At 38.3% G+C, this 22,871-nt stretch carries 21 protein-coding genes and 3 rRNA genes; 21 read left to right on the forward strand and 3 right to left on the reverse strand.

What is annotated here, in order from left to right:
* Positions 1–82: 82 nt before the first annotated feature.
* The 11 genes from QUE18_RS06395 to QUE18_RS06445 all read left to right on the forward strand — a co-directional run bounded on the left by QUE18_RS06395 (position 83) and on the right by QUE18_RS06445 (position 10,796).
* Complete coding sequence (locus tag QUE18_RS06395) at positions 83–709, forward strand: cytidylate kinase-like family protein (RefSeq protein ID WP_009203817.1); 627 nt, start codon at positions 83–85, stop codon at positions 707–709.
* Positions 710–886: 177 nt separating this feature from the next.
* Positions 887–1,303, forward strand: coding sequence for a large conductance mechanosensitive channel protein MscL (gene mscL / locus QUE18_RS06400; RefSeq protein ID WP_009203818.1), 417 nt, complete (start codon positions 887–889; stop codon positions 1,301–1,303).
* A 13-nt stretch (positions 1,304–1,316) separates the two neighbouring features.
* Positions 1,317–2,021, forward strand: coding sequence for a flavodoxin family protein (locus QUE18_RS06405; RefSeq protein ID WP_008392771.1), 705 nt, complete (start codon positions 1,317–1,319; stop codon positions 2,019–2,021).
* A gap of 6 nt (positions 2,022–2,027) precedes the next feature.
* Positions 2,028–2,525 carry an energy coupling factor transporter S component ThiW gene (gene thiW, locus QUE18_RS06410; RefSeq protein WP_009203819.1) on the forward strand — a complete coding sequence of 166 codons (498 nt, stop codon included), beginning with the start codon at positions 2,028–2,030 and terminating at the stop codon, positions 2,523–2,525.
* A gap of 62 nt (positions 2,526–2,587) precedes the next feature.
* Complete coding sequence (locus QUE18_RS06415) at positions 2,588–3,919, forward strand: MATE family efflux transporter (protein ID WP_009203820.1); 1,332 nt, start codon at positions 2,588–2,590, stop codon at positions 3,917–3,919.
* On the forward strand, positions 3,916–4,116 hold the full coding sequence (locus QUE18_RS06420) for a hypothetical protein (protein WP_008392768.1): 201 nt from the start codon (positions 3,916–3,918) through the stop codon (positions 4,114–4,116). The genes QUE18_RS06415 and QUE18_RS06420 overlap by 4 nt, the downstream gene beginning before the upstream one ends.
* Before the next feature lie 14 nt (positions 4,117–4,130).
* A complete protein-coding gene (locus QUE18_RS06425; protein WP_008392767.1) occupies positions 4,131–4,376 on the forward strand; it encodes a TM1266 family iron-only hydrogenase system putative regulator in 246 nt (81 codons plus the stop codon).
* A gap of 536 nt (positions 4,377–4,912) precedes the next feature.
* A 16S ribosomal RNA gene (locus tag QUE18_RS06430) occupies positions 4,913–6,445 on the forward strand.
* 62 nt (positions 6,446–6,507) lie between these two features.
* Positions 6,508–6,625, forward strand: a 5S ribosomal RNA gene (gene rrf, locus QUE18_RS06435).
* A 311-nt stretch (positions 6,626–6,936) separates the two neighbouring features.
* Positions 6,937–9,824: ribosomal RNA gene (locus QUE18_RS06440) — 23S ribosomal RNA — on the forward strand.
* Together the 16S, 23S and 5S rRNA genes form the textbook arrangement of a ribosomal RNA operon.
* 225 nt (positions 9,825–10,049) lie before the next feature.
* Complete coding sequence (locus QUE18_RS06445) at positions 10,050–10,796, forward strand: fibronectin type III domain-containing protein (RefSeq protein WP_009202860.1); 747 nt, start codon at positions 10,050–10,052, stop codon at positions 10,794–10,796.
* 77 nt (positions 10,797–10,873) lie between these two features.
* Here QUE18_RS06445 and QUE18_RS06450 read toward each other — a convergent pair whose 3' ends face one another.
* Together QUE18_RS06450 and QUE18_RS06455 are read right to left on the reverse strand one after the other, a co-directional pair.
* The gene (locus QUE18_RS06450) at positions 10,874–11,746 is read right to left on the reverse strand and encodes a methionyl aminopeptidase (protein WP_008390743.1); all 873 of its coding nucleotides are present in this window, start codon (positions 11,744–11,746) and stop codon (positions 10,874–10,876) included.
* A gap of 158 nt (positions 11,747–11,904) precedes the next feature.
* Positions 11,905–12,648 carry a sulfite exporter TauE/SafE family protein gene (locus tag QUE18_RS06455; RefSeq protein ID WP_009265840.1) on the reverse strand — a complete coding sequence of 248 codons (744 nt, stop codon included), beginning with the start codon at positions 12,646–12,648 and terminating at the stop codon, positions 11,905–11,907.
* Positions 12,649–12,955: 307 nt separating this feature from the next.
* On the opposite strand from QUE18_RS06455, the gene QUE18_RS06460 reads away from it, so the two are divergent.
* The 8 genes from QUE18_RS06460 to QUE18_RS06495 all read left to right on the forward strand — a co-directional run bounded on the left by QUE18_RS06460 (position 12,956) and on the right by QUE18_RS06495 (position 18,086).
* Positions 12,956–13,099 (forward strand): plasmid recombination protein, encoded by a 144-nt coding sequence (locus QUE18_RS06460; protein WP_008390745.1) that lies wholly within the window; start codon positions 12,956–12,958, stop codon positions 13,097–13,099.
* Between the two features lie 65 nt (positions 13,100–13,164).
* The gene (locus QUE18_RS06465) at positions 13,165–13,344 is read left to right on the forward strand and encodes a hypothetical protein (RefSeq protein ID WP_226797262.1); all 180 of its coding nucleotides are present in this window, start codon (positions 13,165–13,167) and stop codon (positions 13,342–13,344) included.
* 3 nt (positions 13,345–13,347) lie between these two features.
* Entirely contained in the window at positions 13,348–13,542 is a 195-nt protein-coding gene (locus QUE18_RS06470; RefSeq protein ID WP_009265839.1) for a hypothetical protein, read from the forward strand.
* 65 nt (positions 13,543–13,607) lie between these two features.
* The gene (locus QUE18_RS06475; RefSeq protein WP_022091552.1) at positions 13,608–13,832 is read left to right on the forward strand and encodes a hypothetical protein; all 225 of its coding nucleotides are present in this window, start codon (positions 13,608–13,610) and stop codon (positions 13,830–13,832) included.
* Positions 13,833–14,221: 389 nt separating this feature from the next.
* Positions 14,222–14,920: a transposase gene (locus QUE18_RS06480; protein WP_242852683.1), complete on the forward strand. Its 699-nt coding sequence runs from the start codon at positions 14,222–14,224 to the stop codon at positions 14,918–14,920.
* Between the two features lie 464 nt (positions 14,921–15,384).
* Entirely contained in the window at positions 15,385–16,041 is a 657-nt protein-coding gene (locus tag QUE18_RS06485) for a hypothetical protein (RefSeq protein ID WP_008390750.1), read from the forward strand.
* A 40-nt stretch (positions 16,042–16,081) separates the two neighbouring features.
* Entirely contained in the window at positions 16,082–16,438 is a 357-nt protein-coding gene (locus QUE18_RS06490) for a BlaI/MecI/CopY family transcriptional regulator (RefSeq protein WP_008390751.1), read from the forward strand.
* A 55-nt stretch (positions 16,439–16,493) separates the two neighbouring features.
* Positions 16,494–18,086: a M56 family metallopeptidase gene (locus QUE18_RS06495; protein ID WP_008390752.1), complete on the forward strand. Its 1,593-nt coding sequence runs from the start codon at positions 16,494–16,496 to the stop codon at positions 18,084–18,086.
* Positions 18,087–18,425: 339 nt separating this feature from the next.
* On the opposite strand, the gene QUE18_RS06500 is transcribed toward QUE18_RS06495, so the two are convergent.
* Positions 18,426–19,517 (reverse strand): tyrosine-type recombinase/integrase, encoded by a 1,092-nt coding sequence (locus QUE18_RS06500; RefSeq protein ID WP_008390757.1) that lies wholly within the window; start codon positions 19,515–19,517, stop codon positions 18,426–18,428.
* 185 nt (positions 19,518–19,702) lie between these two features.
* Between QUE18_RS06500 and QUE18_RS06505 the strand changes: the two genes are divergently transcribed.
* Both QUE18_RS06505 and QUE18_RS06510 read left to right on the forward strand, forming a co-directional pair.
* Entirely contained in the window at positions 19,703–20,944 is a 1,242-nt protein-coding gene (locus QUE18_RS06505; protein WP_009202863.1) for an Nramp family divalent metal transporter, read from the forward strand.
* 45 nt (positions 20,945–20,989) lie between these two features.
* Positions 20,990–22,867: an ATP-dependent nuclease gene (locus QUE18_RS06510; RefSeq protein WP_009202864.1), complete on the forward strand. Its 1,878-nt coding sequence runs from the start codon at positions 20,990–20,992 to the stop codon at positions 22,865–22,867.
* Positions 22,868–22,871: the final 4 nt, after the last annotated feature.

Genomic DNA, 22,871 nt, shown 5'->3' on the forward strand with positions numbered 1-22,871 from the left:
TAAAAATCACTTATTTGTAGTATAATATTCATAACAAAGAATAACTTGAATATTTTATCCTTTGGGGAAAGGAGCGATTCATATGAGTACTAACACAATTATTACAATCGAACGACAATATGGAAGCGGAGGACACTTGATTGGAGAGAAGCTTGCCGAAAGTTTAGGAATCCCTTTTTATGACAGTGAACTGATTAAAGTTGCTGCAAAGGAAAGCGGCATTTGTGAAGAGATCTTTGAAAGTTTTGATGAAAAACCAACGACTAGTTTTCTTTACTCTCTGGTAATGGATCCTTATTCATTAGGATACAATTCCAATTCTTTTGACTTGCCATTGAATCATAAGGTGTTTTTGGCAGCTTTTGATACGATTAAGGAACTGGCATCAAAGGGACCTTGTGTGTTCGTTGGAAGATGTGCAGATTATGCGTTAGAAGACTTTGATAATTGCATCAGTGTATATGTACATGCACCATTTGAGGATCGTATCAAACGAATTGAGAATGAATATGGAATTCCGAATGGAAAGAGCAAAGAGATGCTGATGAAGAAAGATAAACAACGTTCCAGCTATTACAACTATTACAGTTCTAATAAGTGGGGGGATGCAAAATCATATGATCTTTGCTTAAACAGCAGTTATTTAGGAATTGATGGAAGTGTTGATCTGATAAAGAAAATAATTGCAATGAAAGAATCAGAGAAGTAATCAACAATATAAGATGATTTTAAAGGCCGTATTATTTTTAATATGGTCTTTTTTTGAGGGCATTTTGAATCTTTTTATCGTATTTTAAGCTGCAAATTATAAGAGAGTATATTGTTTTGTCGAAAGATGTGTTAAAATAGAAAACGTTATAAAAAATTATATAAAGGAGAGAGACATATGAAAAAATTTTTAGAAGAATTTAAGTCGTTTGCACTCCGTGGTAATGTTATGGATATGGCAGTCGGTGTATTGATCGGTGGTGCTTTTTCAGGAATTGTTACATCACTTACAGATAATTTTATTCAGCCAATCATAAAATTGGTTATGACAGGAAAAGTATACACATTAGAAGAGATTTCAGGGTATGCATCAGCATTCGGGTCTTCGGTTGTGAATTTCCTGATCATGGCGTTTATCTTATTTTGTCTTTTAAAAGCAATGAATAAGGTCATGTCATTTGGTTCAAAACCAGAGGAACCTGCACAGCCAACTACAAAAATCTGTCCATTTTGTATGAGTGAGATCGATATTCGTGCAACGAGATGTCCTCATTGTACATCTGTGCAGCCAGAGAGCGAAGCAGATCAGAAATAGAAAAGAGTATAAAATGAAAGTAACAATTATACATGGACAGAGTCATAAAGGCTCTACATATCATATTTCCAAAATTCTGGCAGACAAGATTGGCGGGGAAGTCAAGGAGTTTTTTCTGCCAAGAGATTTTGGGGAATTCTGTATTGGATGTACACAATGTTTTCGTAAATCCGAGACATTATGTCCACATTATGAAAAGATCAATCCATTAACAGAAGCACTTGATGAAGCAGATGTATTGATTTTTGAAAGTCCAGTGTATGTTTATCATGTGACTGGTTCTATGAAAGCGTTTTTAGATCATTATGGTTATCGATGGATGTTGCATAGACCAGAAGAATCAATGTTTCACAAACAGGCGGTATGTATATCAACAGCTGCTGGTGCAGGAATGAAGAGTACAAATAAAGATATGGCAGACAGCTTTTTTTACTGGGGAGTGCCAAAGGTATATAAATACGGTGTTCGTGTTATGGCAACTTCGTATAAAGACATAAAACCAAAAATAAAAGCAAAAATTGAAAAAGATACAAGTAAAATGGCATATCAGATTAAGAAGAATGCTGGGCATGTGAAAACAGGAATAAAGACAAAGATTTGCTTTTATTTTATGAGAATGCTTCATACCAGAGGCTGGGATGAGGCCGACCTTGCCTATTGGAGTAAAAAAGGCTGGGATCGAGAAAAAAGACCTTGGAAGAACAATAAAGGAGTGTGACATTATATGAATTTAAAAAAATTAACAATATCCGCAATGTTGGTAGCTGTAGCGGTTATCTTATCATCATTTTCAATCCCGATCGGACCGAGCAGATGCTTTCCGATTCAGCACATGGTCAACGTACTGGCTGCAGTGTTTCTAGGTCCTGTATACGGAGTTTCTATGGCGTTTTGCACAGCACTGATCAGAAATTTACTCGGAACAGGAAGTCTGCTTGCGTTCCCTGGAAGTATGGTTGGGGCATTTGTCAGTGCTATGATTTTTAAATATACAAGATCTAAGATTGGTGCATATCTTGGAGAAGTGATTGGAACAGGAATTTTAGGTGGAATGCTTTGCTATCCGATCGCATCTATGATGATGGGACAGAAAGCAGCTTTATTTACATTTGTAGGGCCATTCCTTGCAAGTACGCTTTGTGGGACTGTGATCGCAGCTGTGATTATTACAGCATTGTATAAATCAAAAGCGGTCCGTTTGATCGAAGAATATATAGACTAAACATTTAAAGGAGCGTTCGAAGGAGTTACGGGCATAAGGAATTAAGATACAGGAGATATTTCATGGAAAGAGACTTAACGACTGGAAGTATTGGAAGGAATATTTTGAAATTTTCACTTCCGTATTTTTTGTCATATTTTTTACAGACTTTATATGGAATGGCGGATTTGTTTATTATTGGACAATTTAATGGAGTTGCTAGCACAACCGCTGTTTCTATCGGAAGTCAGGTAATGCATATGATCACGGTTATGATCGTTGGAATTGCGATGGGGACTACCGTTATGATCGGTAAATCCGTAGGTGCAAAACAAAAGAAAGAAACTTCAAAGATCATTGGAAATACTGTCAGTTTGTTTGTATGTCTTTCTGTTGTACTTACAGTGGTGTTATTATTTTTTGTTCATCCAATTGTTCATATCATGTCAACACCGCAACAGGCAGTAGAAGGAACAACCGCATATTTAACCATATGTTTTGCGGGAATTCCTTTGATCACTGCATATAATATCATCAGTTCCATTTTCAGGGGATTGGGAGATTCAAAAAGTCCAATGTATTTTATAGCAGTTGCTTGTGGAGTGAATATCGTTCTGGATTATGTTTTTATTGGAGGACTTCATTTTGGAGCTTCAGGTGCAGCACTTGGAACTACGTTAGCACAGACGATCAGTGTGATCGTTGCACTTATTGCAATTCGGAAGAAAGATACTGGTATTTCATTAAAACGCAGTGATTTAAAACCAGAAGGAAAAACATTGAAGAATATTTTAGGGATTGGAATTCCAATTTCCTTGCAAGATGGGTTTATACAGATTTCCTTTATTGTAATTACGATCATTGTAAATCAAAGGGGATTAAATGATGCTGCAGCTGTAGGAATCGTTGAAAAGATCATCAGTTTTGTATTTTTAGTGCCATCTTCTATGCTGTCAGCAGTTTCTGCGATTGCAGCACAAAATATTGGCGCTGGAAAAGATGAACGTGCAACAAAGACATTAAAATATGCGATTATGATTTCTATGAGTTTTGGATTATGTGTTGCAGTGCTGATGCAGTTTATTTCAAATTTTGTTGTGGGAATCTTTACAGTCGATACCATGGTTATTCACATGGGAAGCCAGTATATTCGAAGTTACATATGGGATTGCATGATCGCTGGAATTCATTTTAGTTTTAGCGGGTATTTTTGCGCATATGGAAAGTCGGGAATTTCTTTTCTTCATAATGTATTATCGATTGTACTGATTCGTATTCCAGGGGCTTATTTTGCTTCTAAATGGTTTATAGATACTTTATATCCTATGGGATGTGCAGCACCAGCAGGATCATTATTATCAGTTATTGTGTGCGGGATCGCATTTATATATTTAAAAAGAAGGAGAAGACTATGAGTATATTGATTAAAGATACAACAAAAGAAGAACGAGCAAAAATCGTAGAGGAATCTATTGGAAATATTGCAGGTGCATGTGATGGGTGTAGTGTAGGTATTGTGGAAATGTATCAAGACTATATTGATGGAAAGAAAGAACTAAGAGAAATCAATATGGAGTTTCGTGCAGGATACATTTCTGAAATAAGAAGATAATAAGGAGAATATAGATGGAAAGTAGAATAGCGATCATAGGAATTATCGTAGAAGACATAGATGCATCTTCAAAGGTAAATGATATTTTACATGATTATGGAATGTATATTCTGGGAAGAATGGGGATACCATACCACGAGAAGGGGGTTAACATTATCAGCATCGCAATTGATGCACCGCAGGATATTATTAATACGTTAGCTGGAAAACTTGGAAAAGTAGAAGGAATCAGTGCAAAAACAACATATTCAAAGATGTAAAAAATAGTTAAAAAAATAGAAAAAAAGTTGTTGACATACTGTATACATCTATGGTAAGATAATCAACGTCGCTGAAAGAGCGGCAGGAAAATATAACATCAGAGCTGATCTGGCTTCTGAAAAGAATAAAAAAACTTCTTGACACAAGTGATCAGATGTGATAATCTATAAAAGTTGCTGACGGAGAACGATCAGAACAATAGAGATCAGATCTGAAAGAAAAGTTAAAAAGTTCTTGACAGATGAGATCAGAAATGATACTATATAAAAGTTGTTGCAGAGCAGAACAGCTCAGAACAACAAAATAAATTAAAAAAGTTCTTGACAAACAAAAAGAACTGTGATAAAATAATAAAGCTTCTTGTACATAAGAAGCGGATCACAAAAAGATCTTTGACAACTGAACAATAAGACAACCTTGAAAATTCTAATGAATTTTTCAGATGATTTTAGTAAAAATCAACGAACGTTCTTTATAGAGAACAGTAATTAACAAGGATAAAGAAGCTAGTGCTTCTTGAACTTGGATCAACATTGAACATGAGAGTTTGATCCTGGCTCAGGATGAACGCTGGCGGCGTGCTTAACACATGCAAGTCGAACGAAACACCTTATTTGATTTTCTTCGGAACTGAAGATTTGGTGATTGAGTGGCGGACGGGTGAGTAACGCGTGGGTAACCTGCCCTGTACAGGGGGATAACAGTCAGAAATGACTGCTAATACCGCATAAGACCACAGCACCGCATGGTGCAGGGGTAAAAACTCCGGTGGTACAGGATGGACCCGCGTCTGATTAGCTGGTTGGTGAGGTAACGGCTCACCAAGGCGACGATCAGTAGCCGGCTTGAGAGAGTGAACGGCCACATTGGGACTGAGACACGGCCCAAACTCCTACGGGAGGCAGCAGTGGGGAATATTGCACAATGGGGGAAACCCTGATGCAGCGACGCCGCGTGAGTGAAGAAGTATCTCGGTATGTAAAGCTCTATCAGCAGGGAAGAAAATGACGGTACCTGACTAAGAAGCCCCGGCTAACTACGTGCCAGCAGCCGCGGTAATACGTAGGGGGCAAGCGTTATCCGGAATTACTGGGTGTAAAGGGTGCGTAGGTGGTATGGCAAGTCAGAAGTGAAAACCCAGGGCTTAACTCTGGGACTGCTTTTGAAACTGTCAGACTGGAGTGCAGGAGAGGTAAGCGGAATTCCTAGTGTAGCGGTGAAATGCGTAGATATTAGGAGGAACATCAGTGGCGAAGGCGGCTTACTGGACTGAAACTGACACTGAGGCACGAAAGCGTGGGGAGCAAACAGGATTAGATACCCTGGTAGTCCACGCCGTAAACGATGAATACTAGGTGTCGGGGCCGTAGAGGCTTCGGTGCCGCAGCCAACGCAGTAAGTATTCCACCTGGGGAGTACGTTCGCAAGAATGAAACTCAAAGGAATTGACGGGGACCCGCACAAGCGGTGGAGCATGTGGTTTAATTCGAAGCAACGCGAAGAACCTTACCTGGTCTTGACATCCTTCTGGCCGGTCCTTAACCGGACCTTTCCTTCGGGACAGGAGTGACAGGTGGTGCATGGTTGTCGTCAGCTCGTGTCGTGAGATGTTGGGTTAAGTCCCGCAACGAGCGCAACCCCTATCTTTAGTAGCCAGCATATAAGGTGGGCACTCTAGAGAGACTGCCAGGGATAACCTGGAGGAAGGTGGGGACGACGTCAAATCATCATGCCCCTTATGACCAGGGCTACACACGTGCTACAATGGCGTAAACAGAGGGAAGCAGCCTCGTGAGAGTGAGCAAATCCCAAAAATAACGTCTCAGTTCGGATTGTAGTCTGCAACTCGACTACATGAAGCTGGAATCGCTAGTAATCGCGAATCAGAATGTCGCGGTGAATACGTTCCCGGGTCTTGTACACACCGCCCGTCACACCATGGGAGTCAGTAACGCCCGAAGTCAGTGACCCAACCGTAAGGAGGGAGCTGCCGAAGGCGGGACCGATAACTGGGGTGAAGTCGTAACAAGGTAGCCGTATCGGAAGGTGCGGCTGGATCACCTCCTTTCTAAGGAAGAAGAAGTAAAGGTTGTTTTATTGTTGAGCTGTCAAAGGCTTAAAACTGAATATTCCGGTGGCGATGCGCGTCGGGGTCACACCCGTTCCCATCCCGAACACGATGGTTAAGACTGACGCGGCCGACAATACTTGGCTGGAGACGGCCCGGGAAGATAGGTGGCTGCCGGATCTATAAAAGAGTTTTGCACTTATCGATGATTCGATCTAAGAATAAACATTCTTGGATGGCATGGTCGATAAGACCAGAAGTGTCGAAGATACAGGATATTGTTTCTGAAACACGGATGTACCTTGAAAACTTCATACAAGAATTAAGATAGAATTCATTTTCAGAAATGGAAATGAGTCAAGACATCAAAGAAATTCAAATTTCATCGTTAATAACGAGATAGGAAAATGAAAGAAACACAAAGCCCGCTGATGTAACGCTATACATCAGTGAGGAAACAGAGAATCAAGAGATTCGATCGTTCCTGCTACGGTTAAAGTAGTAAGGGCGCAGGGTGGATGCCTTGGCACTAAGAGCCGATGAAAGACGTGATAAGCTGCGAAAAGCTTCGGGGAGGAGCACATATCCAATGATCCGGAGATATCTGAATGGGGAAACCCGGCAGAGGAAACCTCTGTCAGCGTGCAGTGAATACATAGCTGTACGTAGGGAACCCGGGGAACTGAAACATCTAAGTACCCGGAGGAAGAGAAAGAAAATTTATCGATTTCCAAAGTAGCGGCGAGCGAAATGGAAAGAGCCCAAACCGTGATGCGTGCATCGCGGGGTTCGGACTGCGTTGTGGCAGACGTAAGATAGGAGAACGGACTGGGAAGTCCGGCCGGAGAGAGTGAAAGCCTCGTATCCGAAATCCCAAGTCGCCTAGCAGGATCCAGAGTAGGACGAGACACGAGAAACCTTGTCTGAACGAGCGGGGACCACCCCGTAAGGCTAAATACTTCTTAGTGACCGATAGCGCATAGTACTGTGAAGGAAAGGTGAAAAGTACCCCGGGAGGGGAGTGAAAGAGAACCTGAAACCCTGTGTCTACAAGCTGTGGGACCTCTTTATATGAGGGACTGCGTACTTTTTGTAGAACGGTCCGGCGAGTTGTGCGTACTGGCGAGGTTAAGGACTTAAGGTCCGGAGCCGAAGTGAAAGCAAGCGTTAATAGCGCGTCAAGTCAGTGAGTGCAGACCCGAAACCGGGTGACCTATCCATGTCCAGGTTGAAGCTTCCGTAAGAGGAAGTGGAGGACCGAACCCACATCCGTTGAAAAGGGTGGGGATGAGGTGTGGATAGCGGAGAAATTCCAATCGAACCCGGAGATAGCTGGTTCTCCTCGAAATAGCTTTAGGGCTAGCCTCATGAGAGTCTTATGGAGGTAGAGCACTGAATTGCCTAGGGGGCGTCAAAGCTTACCAAAGCATATCAAACTCCGAATGCCATCAAGATGATTCATGGGAGTCAGACCATACGAGATAAGTTGGATGGTCAAAAGGGAAAGAGCCCAGACCTACAGCTAAGGTCCCAAAGTACGTGTTAAGTGGAAAAGGATGTGGGGATTCTAAGACAACTAGGACGTTGGCTTAGAAGCAGCCATTCATTGAAAGAGTGCGTAATAGCTCACTAGTCGAGAGTCCCTGCGCCGAAAATGTCCGGGGCTGAAACACGACACCGAAGCTTAGGAATGTGTAAACATTGGTAGAGGAGCATTGCTAGCGGGATGAAGCCATACCGTAAGGAGTGGTGGACTGCTAGGAAGAGAGAATGCCGGAATGAGTAGCGAGATGAAGGTGAGAATCCTTCAGGCCGAATATCTAAGGTTTCCAGAGTAAAGCTGATCTGCTCTGGGTAAGTCGGGACCTAAGGCGAGGTCGAAAGACGTAGTCGATGGATAACAGGTTGAAATTCCTGTACCGCATATAAACAGAACTGTGGGGACACAGACAGGGAATGGAATCCGGGAATGGATATCCCGGTGCAAGCGAGGTAGGAGTGCTGTTGGCAAATCCGCAGCACGATCTGAAGACGTGACGCGTACCGAACATAAGTAGGGAAGTCCAGGCCCCTGGCTGTCAAGAAAAGCCGCTATCGTTTTATATGTGCCCGTACCGCAAACCGACACAGGTGGATGAGGAGAGAATCCTAAGGCCGACGGGAGAAGTATTGTTAAGGAACTCGGCAAAATGACTCCGTAACTTCGGGAGAAGGAGTGCCATGAGAGTGGCCGCAGAGAAATGGCCCAAGCAACTGTTTAGCAAAAACACAGGTCTATGCAAAACCGCAAGGTGAAGTATATGGGCTGACGCCTGCCCGGTGCTGGAAGGTTAAGGGGAGAGGTTAGCGCAAGCGAAGCTTTGAACTTAAGCCCCAGTAAACGGCGGCCGTAACTATAACGGTCCTAAGGTAGCGAAATTCCTTGTCGGGTAAGTTCCGACCCGCACGAAAGGCGTAATGATTTGGGCACTGTCTCAACGATACACCCGGTGAAATTGAAATACCAGTGAAGATGCTGGTTACCTGCGCCAGGACGGAAAGACCCCATGGAGCTTTACTCCAGTTTGATACTGGGATTCGGCATGGTATGTACAGGATAGGTGGGAGACTGAGAAGGTATGACGTCAGTTGTACCGGAGTCGCTGTTGGGATACCACCCTTACCATGTTGGATTTCTAACCTGTGGCCGTAAGCCGGTCAGGGGACAATGTCAGGCGGGGAGTTTGACTGGGGCGGTCGCCTCCGAAAGGGTATCGGAGGCGCTCAAAGGTTCCCTCAGAATGGTTGGAAACCATTCGAAGAGTGCAAAGGCAGAAGGGAGCTTGACTGTGACACCGACGGGTGGAGCAGGTACGAAAGTAGGACTTAGTGATCCGGTGGTATAAAGTGGGATTGCCATCGCTCAACGGATAAAAGCTACCCTGGGGATAACAGGCTTATCACTCCCAAGAGTTCACATCGACGGAGTGGTTTGGCACCTCGATGTCGGCTCATCGCATCCTGGAGCTGTAGCAGGTTCCAAGGGTTGGGCTGTTCGCCCATTAAAGCGGTACGCGAGCTGGGTTCAGAACGTCGTGAGACAGTTCGGTCCCTATCCGGCGCAGGCGGAGGAAATTTGATAGGAGCTGTCCTTAGTACGAGAGGACCGGGATGGACGGACCGCTGGTGTATCTGTTGTACTGCCAAGTGCATAGCAGAGTAGCCAAGTCTGGAAGGGATAAACGCTGAAGGCATCTAAGCGTGAAGCCCCCCTAAAGATAAGATTTCCCATACCGAAAGGTAGTAAGACCCCTTGAAGACGACGAGGTAGATAGGGCAGAGGTGGAAGTACGGTAACGTATGGAGCTGACTGTTACTAATCGGTCGAGGCTTTAACCAAAGAAGGCTGAAGTGTAAGAGATGTAGAAAGATTCTTGTATGTTGTTTTGAAGGTATATCCTTTATATATAGATTTAATATGAAGATTTAAGCATTCTTAGAGATAAGGATGTTTTTTTTCGTTTCATTAGAATGTTCCGGCACAGAGAAAAAATCCTTCTATGCGGTATTCTTTCTTTGTGGTATAATATATATTATCAGATAGATAAAAAGAAGGGGTAAAAAGATGAAAAAATTCATAAAATATGGAAGTATCGTGGTTATTTCATTAGTTATATTAATAAGTTGTAACGTAAATTCGTATGATTGTGATGTATTTGCAGAAGAAAAGAATGAAGAACAAAATACAGAAACTGATATAATATGCAATTGGCCAGAAGATATCATAGATCCAGGACCAGCATTACCCCAATATCTTTCTGCTTCAAAAATCATGAATATATTGAATACGAACAAAGGAATTAAAGTTCAATGGAAGAAAGTAAATAATGCGCATGGATATCGTATTCAGAGAAAATTAGGAAATAGTAAGTGGAAAGATCTGAAAATACTAAAAGAAAATCAATATACGGATAAAACAGTAGAGAATGGTAAGAAATATCAATATAAGATTTATGCATATGCTTCTAATTCCATTGATTTTATAGAGTCAACTGGAACAAAAAGTACTACAAAGAAGATTTTATATTTGAAGGCTCCAGTGATCAGTAATATAAAGAAATCTCAAAATACAAGATACAAAATTGTATGGAAGGAAAATAAAAAAGCAGATGGTTATAAGATTCAAATCTCTACATCTAAGAAATTTAAGAATAACAAGTCTAAGATAAAAGAAATTTCAACTTATAAGTTCAATCCTAAGATTTATGGAATGAAAAAGAAAAAATCGTATTATGTAAGAATTCGTGCTTATAAAGTAGATGGAAAGCAATTACATTATAGTGCATGGAGTAATATAAAGATATTAAAATAGCAAAAATGAAGTATTATGAACGTTATTTATTCATAATACTTCATTTTTTAAATAGTATTTGGGCTTATATCAGAATATTAATAAGCAATCAGTTCATAACCATCTTCTGTTACAAGAACCTGAACTTCCCACTGTGCAGAAGGCTGTCCATCATCAGTATAGATCTGCCATTCGTCAACTTCATCAACATAAAACTCGTCGGTCCCCATATTAACCATTGGTTCGATCGTAAACATCATACCTGGAGCCATAACCATACCAGTACCAGGTTCAGAAACATAGCTTACATAAGGATCTTCATGGAACTGAAGACCAACACCATGCCCACCGATTTCTTTGACAACAGTGTAACCATTTTCTACAGCGTGCATATGCACTGCATGTCCCATATCACCGAGAAGTCCCCAAGGTTTTACATTTTTAAGACCAATCTCAACACATTCTTTTGTAACATCAACTAATTTTTTCTTTTCTTTAGAAACTTCACCAATACAGAACATACGAGAAGAATCTGAGAAATATCCATGATAGATCGTAGAAACATCGACGTTGATGATATCACCTTCTTGTAAAACGACATCTTCTGAAGGAATTCCGTGACATACTTGATCATTTACTGAAGTACAAACGCTCTTAGGAAATCCCTCATAATTTAATGGAGCAGGGATTGCACCACGAGATGTTGTCTGTTCATATACCCAGTCATCAATCTGCTGTGTTGTAACTCCAGCTTTAATATGCTCTGCAACATAATCCAAAACAGCGATATTGATCTTTCCACTTTCTTTGATCTTCTCAATCTGTTCTGGAGTTTTGATCATATCGTGAGATGGGATGATATGTCCTTCCTGCTGTAATTCTTTTAATTTCTCATCAAACTGACAGTGGCATTTTTTATATTTTTTTCCACTGCCACACCAGCATGCATCATTTCTTCCGATAGTTTCCATTTTCTGCACTTCCTTTATTTTTATTCATTTTTAATACGATTCCTATGGAATCAAACTATACCAATTTTACTATAATTAATAAGAAATAGCAATGAAGTGCGAATGATTTTATTCCTCAGTTAAAAAAACGTTGATTTACAAAATTTTATATAAAATAATTAAAATGTCGTGATCGTTCTTACAAAGAAAATACAAATAACACCGAGAATCGCAGGTTTTAAAACCTTATCAGCATTCTTTGTAAGCATTCCAGAACCGATCAGATTCCCAAGAATAGAACACAGACCAGCAACAAATCCAAGCAGCAAATACACTTTTCCATAAAATAAGAAAGTAACTAATGCTGTTAAGTTTGTAACAAGATTAATAAATTTCGTGACACCAGAAGCAGTTAATACATCTAGACCTGCAAAACGTGTCAGGCAAAGTAATAAAAATGTTCCAGTTCCAGGTCCATAAAATCCATCATAAATACCGATCACAAAAGCAGATAAAATACTTGCGATATAAGTTGATTTAGAAATTTCAAGGACAAAAGAATCAAAATCTTTCTTTGTAAATAAAAGATATACAAACAGGATTGGAAGTAGTACTAAAATAAAAATCTGAATAATACGTTCATTCGTATAAACAGATAATGAAGCTCCCAAAAATGATCCTAAAATAGCCGTAACAGAACAACTTAGTGCGATGTTAAAATTAATATGTCCCATTTTTGCAAAACGTACTGTGGCTGCAGCTGTTCCCATGGAAGAACTTAATTTATTTGTAGCAATTGCTCTGTGAGGAGGCAATCCTGCCAACAGATAAATTGGCAGAGAAATCAATCCACCACCGCCTCCAATCGCATCAATCAGTCCAGCCAGAAAAACGGCAGGACAAACAATTAAAAAAGTAAGCATAGTAATATTTTCCTCTCTAATTTTTACAAACATTTTGATTATAAAGAGCAAATCATATAAAATCAATAGGTTTATAAAAATTTATAAGAAAAAGTACTCGTATGGGCAATGTCTGAAAGGAGAAAAGCTGATAAAATTGTGATATGATAGAAAAAGAGGAGGATACTGTAGGAATGTCACTAGTAATCTTTGGTGTATATATCATAATAAATTCCTCCGTAGAGAATTTATTATAATGTGATTTTGTACATTTTTAAATGATCATTTCTGCACATTCTTATATTAGCATTTATAACTGGAAGAATATATGAATGGATTCGCAGAGAGAAATCCCAATCTCAAAGTATTTAATGCAATCATGCACTTGGATGAGGAAACACCACATCTGCATATTGATTATGTACCGTTTTCGACTGGAAATAAGCGGGGTTATCCACCAAAGTATCCCTAAAAGGAGCGTTGAAGGCACAGGGATTTGTCGGGGTGGGGCGGTTTGACACCGAGTGGAAACGCTGGGTGGAGAGTGAGAAACAGTGTCTTGCAGAGATTATGGAACGATACCAAATGGAATGGCTGCAAAAGGGAACGCATGAAAAGCATTTGTCGGTTTACGAATATGAGAAGAAAATGCGGAAAGCAGAAGTAGAAGAACTGGAGCAGGAGATTTCCAGTCAGAAAGATATAATAGCAGACTAGAGTTTGATATTGGAAACCAACGAGACAGCCCTGCAATCCCAACAGCAGATTTTAGAGGAAAATGAGGAGAGAGTAAAGAAAATCCGGCAGGAAACGGAACAGGCAAAAGAGGGTTGGGAGAAAGTGCAGATTGACAAGGACAAAGCACAGGATTCCTATAAATACTACAAAACCTTGAAGAACAGGTGCGGAATTTAGAGAAAAGAAAATCTGATAAAGCGGAGGAGGTACAGACAGAGGCGGACTTTGTGAAGGAGCAGGCTATGCAGCAATATGAGAAATACCGGCGGGTTGAGCCAAGCGAGAGAGGAACCGCCATGTTTGATGAGATGCTGCGGCTGAAGCGGGAAAATATGATACTGGAGGATGAGAATAAAACTTTGAAGAAAAAACTGCAAAAAGCATATGATTTCATGAAGCGGTTTACCATCAATGGGCTGAATATGCTGGAGAGTTTTTTTGCAATCTATTGGGGAAAAAATGCGTGAGTTTTCAGAGAATATTGGTTTTGACAGTAGAGGTAGATAATTATAATCGGAAAGGAAAAATGAATATAGATAACGATAAACGTCTTATTTTTATATAAATATTATATGCAGTTAAGTTGAAGGGGTGTGTTTGTATCCTAAGTTATTATAAATCTTTACAATCTTTATATTGACAGTGTTGGTCTAATGTGATAGAGTAATATTGTCTAATGCATTAGAGTTCCATGCCTTATTTTATATATAAATAAAATTTGCTATAGGTGTGTGGGGAAGTTGTATATGTTTAAAGGATTTTGTTATTGACACAATGATAAAATTCACAGTTGTAGAAAGGAGAATGTTGTTATGAATATCTTACCGTATATAAGAAATTTGATACGACAACAGGAATGATGATCCTAGAGAAAGCACCATTACCGGATATGGTGAAAGCACTTGGTGCAGATCATATCGTAAAGATATGGAGACAACAAAAAGTGCGTGGCAAAGGTGCCAGTTTGAATAGGGCAAAGACCCTGGTGGATGCTGCGCATGATAGTGTTGGAAAACCAGGCGGACAGGGTGCAGTCATGGAGATTCAGATGTTGTTGGAAGATTATAAGGTAAAGAAGCAACAACTGGAAATGGTCACATCTGTGATGGAAGAATTGACCATGCAGATACCAAATGCAGATAAGATGCTGTCAGTGAATGGCATCGGATTAGTAACTGTAGCTGGTTTTATATCAGAAGTCGGGGATATCAGTCGCTTTAAGAACCCGAAACAGATACAGAAGTATGCTGGATTTGAGCTGGTAGAGAACAGTTCTGGAAAACACAAAGGTCGTACAACGATCAGTAAACGAGGTCGAAAGATCATATATCAAGTAGTATTACCATTGATACGGATCAATCAAGAATTCGGATCGATCTATGATTATTACAGAAAACGGATAAAGAATCCGTTGAAAGGCCGACAGGCAATGATAGCCGTTGGATGTAAGCTGATTCGAGTGTTCTTTGCGATCATGACGAAGGGTGTTGTCTTTAATGGAACAAAAATGATAGAGGATATCCATCGTCCAACACAACTGCCACAGGCAGCGTAACAAGAAAGAAATAACCTGAAAACAGGAAAGCGTCCGCCAAGGAGATTGGTGCTGTGAACAGGGATGTAACTGTATAGTTGAAAAAAGTATAGCCAGTTTAGCCACAGGAGATACACTCCATAGGACAAAGATCCTGTTAGAAAGCATAAGTGGCAGCCCAGCTATGGATAGACAGAACGAAGGAATTTAGGACTCCAATCGTAGCAGATGGATGATCCTGTCAGACATGAGAGGTTTGTTGCTGTAGGAAAAATGGGTGGACAAAGAAGGCAATCATAAGAAAAACCAAGACGTCTTCTTTTAGTATCAATTTTTCTATGAATGGTACAAAAAGATACCCTATTCACTATCTATAAGGTTATATTTAGATCAACTAATTAACTTAAATAGTATCAGGAAAGCTGATAAATCAAGGCTTTCTTGTGCAATTTTAATAAAAATATACAGAGAGGAGATTATTTATAATGAAAGCAAAGAAAATAGTGTATCTTATGCTAATAATGGTCGTGCTTATCTCAGGGTGTAACCATCAAAATAATAATATGGAAGAAAGTAAAAAAACATCGTTTTCAAATGAGAAAACATCAGATTCTACGACGAAACCATCTTCCATTGTCTCTACTGCTGTTCCGACAACGGCAATTCCCACCACTTTACCTACAGAGAATCATAACAAGAAAGAGGATGCACCTGTTGGATATGCAGAAGCAAATTACTTTAAGGAAAAAGTTAAGGATATTATATATTACAAAGATGGTAAAAAGCATACAATAGCGCCGGATACAGAGGAGGGAAAACAAATTATTCTTATGGCAAAACAGCGTTATGTCAATACAGGAGAACATGTTTTGCGGAAGAATAAATTAAAGAAAAAAGTTTCAACTTTGCAGGAAAGAGGAAAGGCATTGGAAATAAAATTTGCCAAACAGTGTTATAAGATTTATACTGGAGGCAAGAGTAATGACTATAAAAAAGTATCAATTAACTATCAGTCATGGTTGTATCCGCTGGAAGGAGAAGATGCAAAGTATTTTATACCTTTGCCCAATCGGGAATGTACTTATGAAAAACTTGGGGATGCAAAGGAATTATTGGAATACTTGGAAAAGTGTATAGAGTAGTCATTGATAGAAACTATAATATCATAAAGAAAGGAATAGTATGATGGAGACACCTAAAGTTTTTGAAAGTGAATATAAGTTTTGCCTTATATTATGGGAAAATGAACCCATAAAAAGTGGTAATTTGGTAAAACTTTGCAAAGAAAGATTAGGTTGGAAAAGTACAACAACGTATACGGTAATAAAAAGGTTATCTGAGAGGGGAGTAATAAAGAATGAAAATACGATTGTTTCTTCCATTGTTTCAAAAGAACAAATACAGGAGGCAGAAATAGTAAATATGGTGGAGAAAACATTTGAAGGTTCTCTGCCAGCATTTATTTCTGCATTTGGAAGACATGAAAAGTTGTCTGAGAAAGAAATTGAGGACATAAGAAGGATGATTGAAAAAGATTGATTAAAAGATAGAATAAATTTACCTGTACTCAGATTATTTAACACAGGAGGAAGATATGCAGAGTGTTTTTTTAAAAATTTTATCAATTGGCATGAATGCCAGTTGGATGATATTGGCTATCTTGTGCTTGCGTATAGTGTTTTGGAAGTCTCCAAAATGGATTGCATGCTTTATGTGGTTTTTGGTAGGAATAAGGCTCTTATGCCCTTATAACATAGAAAGCACTATTAGCCTTGTTCCAATTCAAATGGAAGTGCCATTGAATGATTCTGAAAAAAATACTTTGAAAGATGAAAAGGATATGGCATATATTCGTATAGAACGTAATTCTTTTATAAAGCGTAATAGAGAATCAGAAAAGCATATCTACCAGTCGAACAACACAGACAGGATAAGAGGGGATAAGGCGGAACTAAATGCTAGCAATGCTTTGGCAGATAGCATAGAAAAACAAGTAATGCTGAATAGTTCCAGACTTCGTTTTTTTGCGGTAGTTTGGGTGTGCGGTCTGTTTGCTATGCTTCTTTACTTTGTTTTAAGTTGTTTTTATTTGTCAAATAGAACAAAAACTGCTACATACTTTAAGGAAAATATATGGGAGAGCGAGTTTGTGATTTCGCCATATATCTTTGGAGTGTTTTGTCCCAAAATATATATTCCGTATGGAATAGATGAGGAACAACTTGTTTATGTTTTAGCCCATGAACGGGCTCATTTGAAACGGAAAGACCATATATTAAAAGTAGTGGCTTATTTTATTCTATCTATATATTGGTTTCATCCGCTGGTTTGGGTCGCTTATGTTTGTCTGGGGCGGGATATTGAATATGCCTGTGATGAAAAAGCTGTTTTGAATATGGATAAGAGGGAAAGAAAAAATTATTTGCTGGCACTTTTGAACTGTTGTGCAGTAAAAAGGCGTGCCAGTGTATATCCACTGGCATTTGGAAAAATTGGAATTAAAAAAAGGGTGATTCGCATGAAACAATGGAAAAAACCATCAATTGTGCTGTTTACTATTACAATGCTTTTTGGAATGATAGTATCAGTTTGTTTCTTTACTGTTCCTAAGACACGAGGAGCAGGGGAAATGAAAAATCAAGAAGAGATAAATACAGGTTTTGTAACATTGGACATAAAACCGGCTTCAGTTAATCTAAATGAAAATACAGGAGCGGATGGTACAATATTATATTATGTTGATGCAGGAAAGATTATTTTTGGTGGCACTTATGGATTATTTGTCTATGACAAAAATTCCAGAACAATTGTACAGTCGTTAGATTTGGAATATATTGAGTGCAATTATACACAAGGGGATAATTACTGTGAAATAGCCGTAGATAAAAATGGTGGAAAGATTTATTTGAATCCTGTGAGGAAAAAGAAATTGTATATCTTAGACTTGATATCTAATACGTTGGAGATAAGAAATTATCCAAATTCAGATATTTGGAAGGATAATTCATTAGAGTTGTTTCATGTAGAGAATGCAAAACAAGTATCTTATCATGATGGTGGAGAAGAAAAAATATGCAAATTAAATGAAAATGATTTTACAATAGGCAGTTGTTCATATACAGAATATCCTCGAAAGGAATCAAATAATAAGGGGGAATTGATGTATTATCCCTTATTTGCACAATGATAGAGTGTAACATTTTTATACCGAGAGTAAATGTTAAAGTGTAAGTTTGACTGGAAAATACAGGATTATTGGAGGAGATTGACAAAGCCACGGATAAAAAAAGGATATAACAACAAATTCAAAGTCCTCAAACGTATTGTATACGGAAGAAGTGGATTAGTCAATCTGGAGAAAAAATGTAAACTGGCTTTTCTTCCAAGGGATCGAGATTTTTCTCTTTCTGCACTATTATAAAACAAGGGGCTGGTATTGAAATAATACCAGCTTGCATTTTAACCGTTATACCCAAAGTTAAGAAAGAGTCCATTTTGGATTTCTCTGCTTTTTCTTATTAAAAATTTATGAATTTGAATCCTCAGAATCATGAGAAACGGATTCTCTCAATACAACTTTTCCTGCTGCCTGACGCCGCCGTGTATCGGACATAGCAGCATAATGTTTTCGGGTCGTATTAACATCAGAGTGTCCAAGAACTTCCGCTACAAGATAAATATCATCGGTCTCCTGATAAAGAGCAGTACCATAAGTACTACGCAGTTTATGAGGCGTGATCTTCTTTAGTGGAGTGACTTCCTTCGCATATTTTTTCACAAGATTCTGGACCGCCTGCACACCAATTCTTCGTCTTTGCATAGAATAAAATAAAGCATCTTCATGTCCTTCCTTTGGAATGATGAGTTTTCTGCTGCCCTCAATATATTGTTCTAAAGCATCTGCAACTTCATTTCCAAAATAAACGGTCATTTCTTTTCGGCCTTTTCGGATCAGATGAAGACCGTTATTGCGGAAATCAACATCATCAATGTTTAGACCCACTAATTCAGATACACGGATTCCAGTCCCAAGAAGAAGTGTAATGATCGCAAGATCACGTTCTTTTGTCTTTTCATAATAAGCACGTTTCTGCCCAGTTAAATGGTCACCACCGTGTTCTACAAAATCAAGCAAAGAAGCAACTTCATCGGCTTCTAAACGGATAATTTCCTTCTCACGGATTTTTGGCATATCAACAAGCAATGTTGGATTTTTCTCAATCAGCTGTCGTTTGTAAAAATATCCGTAAAAAGAACGGAGTGCAGACATCTTACGAAAAACACCTTGTTCAGTATTCTGCATATGCTTATGTTGTTCTTCCGAGATGTAAACCTTTAAATATTCCATATATTCTTCCAAATCAACGGATTCAATCTTATCAAGATCACTTACTTTAAAATCCAGTACAGAGTAATTACGGTAAGCAGGATTTTCATCGATTAGAAAATGAAAGAACACTCTCAGATCATATGCATAAGCAATTCGAGTTCTTACTTGTGTGGTAGAATCAATTGCACGGAAGAATTCTTTCGCAAAAGGCGGGAGTGTTTTAATAAGTTCACGTAATTTGATCGTCTGTCTTGCAGTCAGATCGTCATAATATGGTAATGATTTCATAAAATTCACCTGTTTCTTATTTATTTAGCATACCATTTACGGCTATTCAGTAGTAGTAAATGAAAATAATACATGACTTATTCTATCAATTTTTCACAAAGCTTGCAAACTTTCCCCTTCTATGTATAATAATAGTTAGTCAAGACTAACTAGAATAAAAATAAAAAGAAAGGAACATTTCGTGTATGATGCAATTATTTAAATCATCAACAAAAGAAACGATGAACTTCCTAAGATATGTCGGACCAGGTTTACTAGTCACCGTAGGTTTTATAGATCCCGGAAACTGGGCAAGTAATATCGCAGCAGGTTCCGGTTATGGATATACGTTATTATGGATGGTCACATTATCAACGATCATGCTCATTATCTTACAGCATAATGCAGCCCACCTAGGAATCGTCACAGGAAAATGTTTATCAGAAGCAACAAGTTTGTATATCAACAAAGGTCTTAAGAATATCATTTTATTAACAGCAGTTGCAGCATCGATCGCAACTGCAATGGCAGAACTTTTAGGTGGTGCAATGGCATTAGAAATGCTGTTTCATATTCCAGTAAAGATTGGTACATTTATCATTTTAGGGATCGTGTTGATCTGTCAGTTTACAAATGCCTATAGCAGAATCGAGAAATTGATCATCTTATTTGTATCATTGATCGGGTTTTCATTCCTGTTTGAAATCTGTATTGCAGATATTGAATGGAAACAGGCACTGATCGGATGGGTAAAGCCAGAAGTTCCAAAAGGTTCCCTTCCAGTTGTCATGAGTGTTCTAGGAGCAGTCGTGATGCCACATAACCTGTTTTTACATTCAGAGGTCATTCAGAGCAGAGAATGGAATCTAAAAGATGAAAATGTGATAGAACAGCAGTTAAAATACGAGTTTAAAGATACCTTATTTTCCATGATCATAGGATGGGCAATTAACAGTGCAATGATCTTAATGGCAGCAGCTACCCTGTATCATGGAAATGGTCATTCTATTGATGATATTCATTTAGCAGGTTCCATGTTAACACCACTTCTTGGAAATGCAGCATCAATTATTTTTGCACTTGCATTATTACTTGCTGGAATTTCATCAAGTATTACAGCAGGAATGGCCGGCGGAACGATTTTTTCTGGAATTTATGATCATCCTTATGATATTCATCATAAAGATACGAAATTAGGAGTTCTTATTACGATGATTCCGGCAACATTGATTATTTTACTGATAAAAGCTCCATTCGATGGATTGATCTATTCCCAGATGTTTTTGGCAGTTCAACTTCCGATTACGATCTTTACTCAGATTTATCTGACATCCTCAAAGAAAGTCATGGGGAAATATGCGAATTCGAAACGATTAAAGATCATACTTTTTATGATTGCACTGATCGTAACATTTCTTAACATATGTCTGTTTGTGACTGGATTTTAAATATAAAAAATGAGATAATAAAGATAAAAAAGAAAGGAGCATCTTATGGAAATTAAATATCTATCAATTAAGAATTTTAAATCAATCCGGCATATGGAAATATCAGATATCCAGAATGCTCTGATTCTTGTTGGAAAGAATAATACAGGAAAATCATCCATCCTTCATGCCCTGCGTGCAGTCGAAGGATCTTATGAAATCTCATTGGATGATTTTAACGAGACAATGCAAAATATAGAGATTGGATTTATATTATCCATTACAGAAGAAGATCTTCATATTTTTCATAAAAATGGTATAGTGAGCCAGTATAAAAAATACGATCTTTGGAAAAAGGATTTTGAGAGTAAACTTCCATCTTACAAAAATGAAGAGATCACCTTTACATTCATTGCCAATAAAGAAGGCAAACAGCGGTTTTACGATGGAAAGAAGAAACATAATAAGTATATTCGGGAAATTTTCCCAACCATTTATTTCATTGGAACGAACCGTAATTTAAAACAGATACAGGATGATCTTTTTATGCTACAGGAAGACAGTTTGCTTAAGATCATGCGTACAAACTGCTGTATGTTTGATCCTGTGAAACCATGTACCCATTGTTTTCAGTGTATCGGTCTGATCGATCAGAAGAATCCAAAAGAACTGAATGCATTTGAGGCTGCAAAGCTATTTGAATATAAATTGTATGAGATGAACATTGACCAGTTTGAGAAACGTATTAATGAAAGCTTCCATAAGAACGGTGGATTTGAGGATATTATTTTCTCTATGAATTATGATGTTGACCAGATGCTTCAAGTTAATGCAGAAGCTTATAACAAAGAACGTGATATTTCAATTTCTGTGGAACGATTGGGGCGTGGAATGAAAAGTATTTATATGCTTTCTCTTCTGGAAGCTTATGTAATGGATGAGAATAGTCTTTCATCGATCATTCTGGTAGAGGAACCAGAGATGTTTTTGCATCCACAACTGCAAAAGACAGCCAGTGAGATCCTTTATCGTCTGGCACAGAAGAATCAGGTGATCTTTACAACACATTCTCCACACTTATTAGCCAATTTTAGCAGTAGACAATTATGTCAGATCATATTGGATGAAGATTCATATTCTGTTGCAAAGAAGAAAACGAACATTAGTTCGATATTAGACGATCTTGGATATAATGCTTCCGATCTTATGAATGTCGATTTTGTTTTTATCGTAGAAGGAAAACAAGATAAATACCGTTTGCCATTGTTGTTAAATCATTATTATTCTGAAATTTATGATGAAGACGGCAGATTAAATCGTGTAGCGATCCTGACAACAAACAGCTGTACCAATATCAAGACGTATGCCAACTTAAAATATATAAATCAGCTTTATATGAAGGATCGTTTTTTAATGATCCGTGATAGTGATGGTAAGGATCGAGATATGCTTGGAAGACAACTTTGTAAATATTATGATGAGAGAAATCTTGTGGATGTTGATCATTTACCAAAAGTGACAAGGAAAAATGTATTGATCTTAAAATATTATTCTTTTGAAAATTATTTTTTAAATCCAGAGATCATGTCAAAACTTGGAGTTATAGAATCTGAAGATGCTTTTTATGAGATTTTATATGATAAATGGAGAGAATATCTGCATAGGATCAAAAGTGGAGTTCATTTGATACAGATGATGGGACGTGATTTTACATCACCGCAAGATATGAAAGAACATATGGAAGAGATCAAAACCTATATGCGGGGTCATAATCTGTTTGACATTTTTTATGGAAGATATAAAAAAGAAGAGAAAGATTTATTAAAGAAATATATTGAGATCGCACCAAGAGATGAATTTAGTGATATTCTTGATGCGGCGGATTCGTTTATCTATTTTCAGAGTAAGACAAAACAAAAAGATATTCAGAATGAAACAAATTAAAGAA

The sequence above is a fragment of the Anaerostipes hadrus ATCC 29173 = JCM 17467 genome (genome assembly GCF_030296915.1).
Classification (GTDB): domain Bacteria; phylum Bacillota; class Clostridia; order Lachnospirales; family Lachnospiraceae; genus Anaerostipes; species Anaerostipes hadrus.

Excerpts from the sequence above, each read along its gene's own strand:
- QUE18_RS06395 (WP_009203817.1), top strand. The coding sequence starts at position 83 with ATGAGTACTAACACAATTATTACAATCGAACGACAATATGGAAGCGGA.
- mscL (WP_009203818.1), top strand. The coding sequence starts at position 887 with ATGAAAAAATTTTTAGAAGAATTTAAGTCGTTTGCACTCCGTGGTAAT.
- QUE18_RS06405 (WP_008392771.1), top strand. The coding sequence starts at position 1,317 with ATGAAAGTAACAATTATACATGGACAGAGTCATAAAGGCTCTACATAT.
- thiW (WP_009203819.1), top strand. The coding sequence starts at position 2,028 with ATGAATTTAAAAAAATTAACAATATCCGCAATGTTGGTAGCTGTAGCG.
- QUE18_RS06415 (WP_009203820.1), top strand. The coding sequence starts at position 2,588 with ATGGAAAGAGACTTAACGACTGGAAGTATTGGAAGGAATATTTTGAAA.
- QUE18_RS06420 (WP_008392768.1), top strand. The coding sequence starts at position 3,916 with ATGAGTATATTGATTAAAGATACAACAAAAGAAGAACGAGCAAAAATC.
- QUE18_RS06425 (WP_008392767.1), top strand. The coding sequence starts at position 4,131 with ATGGAAAGTAGAATAGCGATCATAGGAATTATCGTAGAAGACATAGAT.
- QUE18_RS06445 (WP_009202860.1), top strand. The coding sequence starts at position 10,050 with ATGAAAAAATTCATAAAATATGGAAGTATCGTGGTTATTTCATTAGTT.
- QUE18_RS06450 (WP_008390743.1), bottom strand. The coding sequence starts at position 11,746 with ATGGAAACTATCGGAAGAAATGATGCATGCTGGTGTGGCAGTGGAAAA.
- QUE18_RS06455 (WP_009265840.1), bottom strand. The coding sequence starts at position 12,648 with ATGCTTACTTTTTTAATTGTTTGTCCTGCCGTTTTTCTGGCTGGACTG.
- QUE18_RS06460 (WP_008390745.1), top strand. The coding sequence starts at position 12,956 with ATGAATGGATTCGCAGAGAGAAATCCCAATCTCAAAGTATTTAATGCA.
- QUE18_RS06475 (WP_022091552.1), top strand. The coding sequence starts at position 13,608 with ATGCAGCAATATGAGAAATACCGGCGGGTTGAGCCAAGCGAGAGAGGA.
- QUE18_RS06480 (WP_242852683.1), top strand. The coding sequence starts at position 14,222 with ATGATGATCCTAGAGAAAGCACCATTACCGGATATGGTGAAAGCACTT.
- QUE18_RS06485 (WP_008390750.1), top strand. The coding sequence starts at position 15,385 with ATGAAAGCAAAGAAAATAGTGTATCTTATGCTAATAATGGTCGTGCTT.
- QUE18_RS06490 (WP_008390751.1), top strand. The coding sequence starts at position 16,082 with ATGATGGAGACACCTAAAGTTTTTGAAAGTGAATATAAGTTTTGCCTT.
- QUE18_RS06495 (WP_008390752.1), top strand. The coding sequence starts at position 16,494 with ATGCAGAGTGTTTTTTTAAAAATTTTATCAATTGGCATGAATGCCAGT.
- QUE18_RS06500 (WP_008390757.1), bottom strand. The coding sequence starts at position 19,517 with ATGAAATCATTACCATATTATGACGATCTGACTGCAAGACAGACGATC.
- QUE18_RS06505 (WP_009202863.1), top strand. The coding sequence starts at position 19,703 with ATGATGCAATTATTTAAATCATCAACAAAAGAAACGATGAACTTCCTA.
- QUE18_RS06510 (WP_009202864.1), top strand. The coding sequence starts at position 20,990 with ATGGAAATTAAATATCTATCAATTAAGAATTTTAAATCAATCCGGCAT.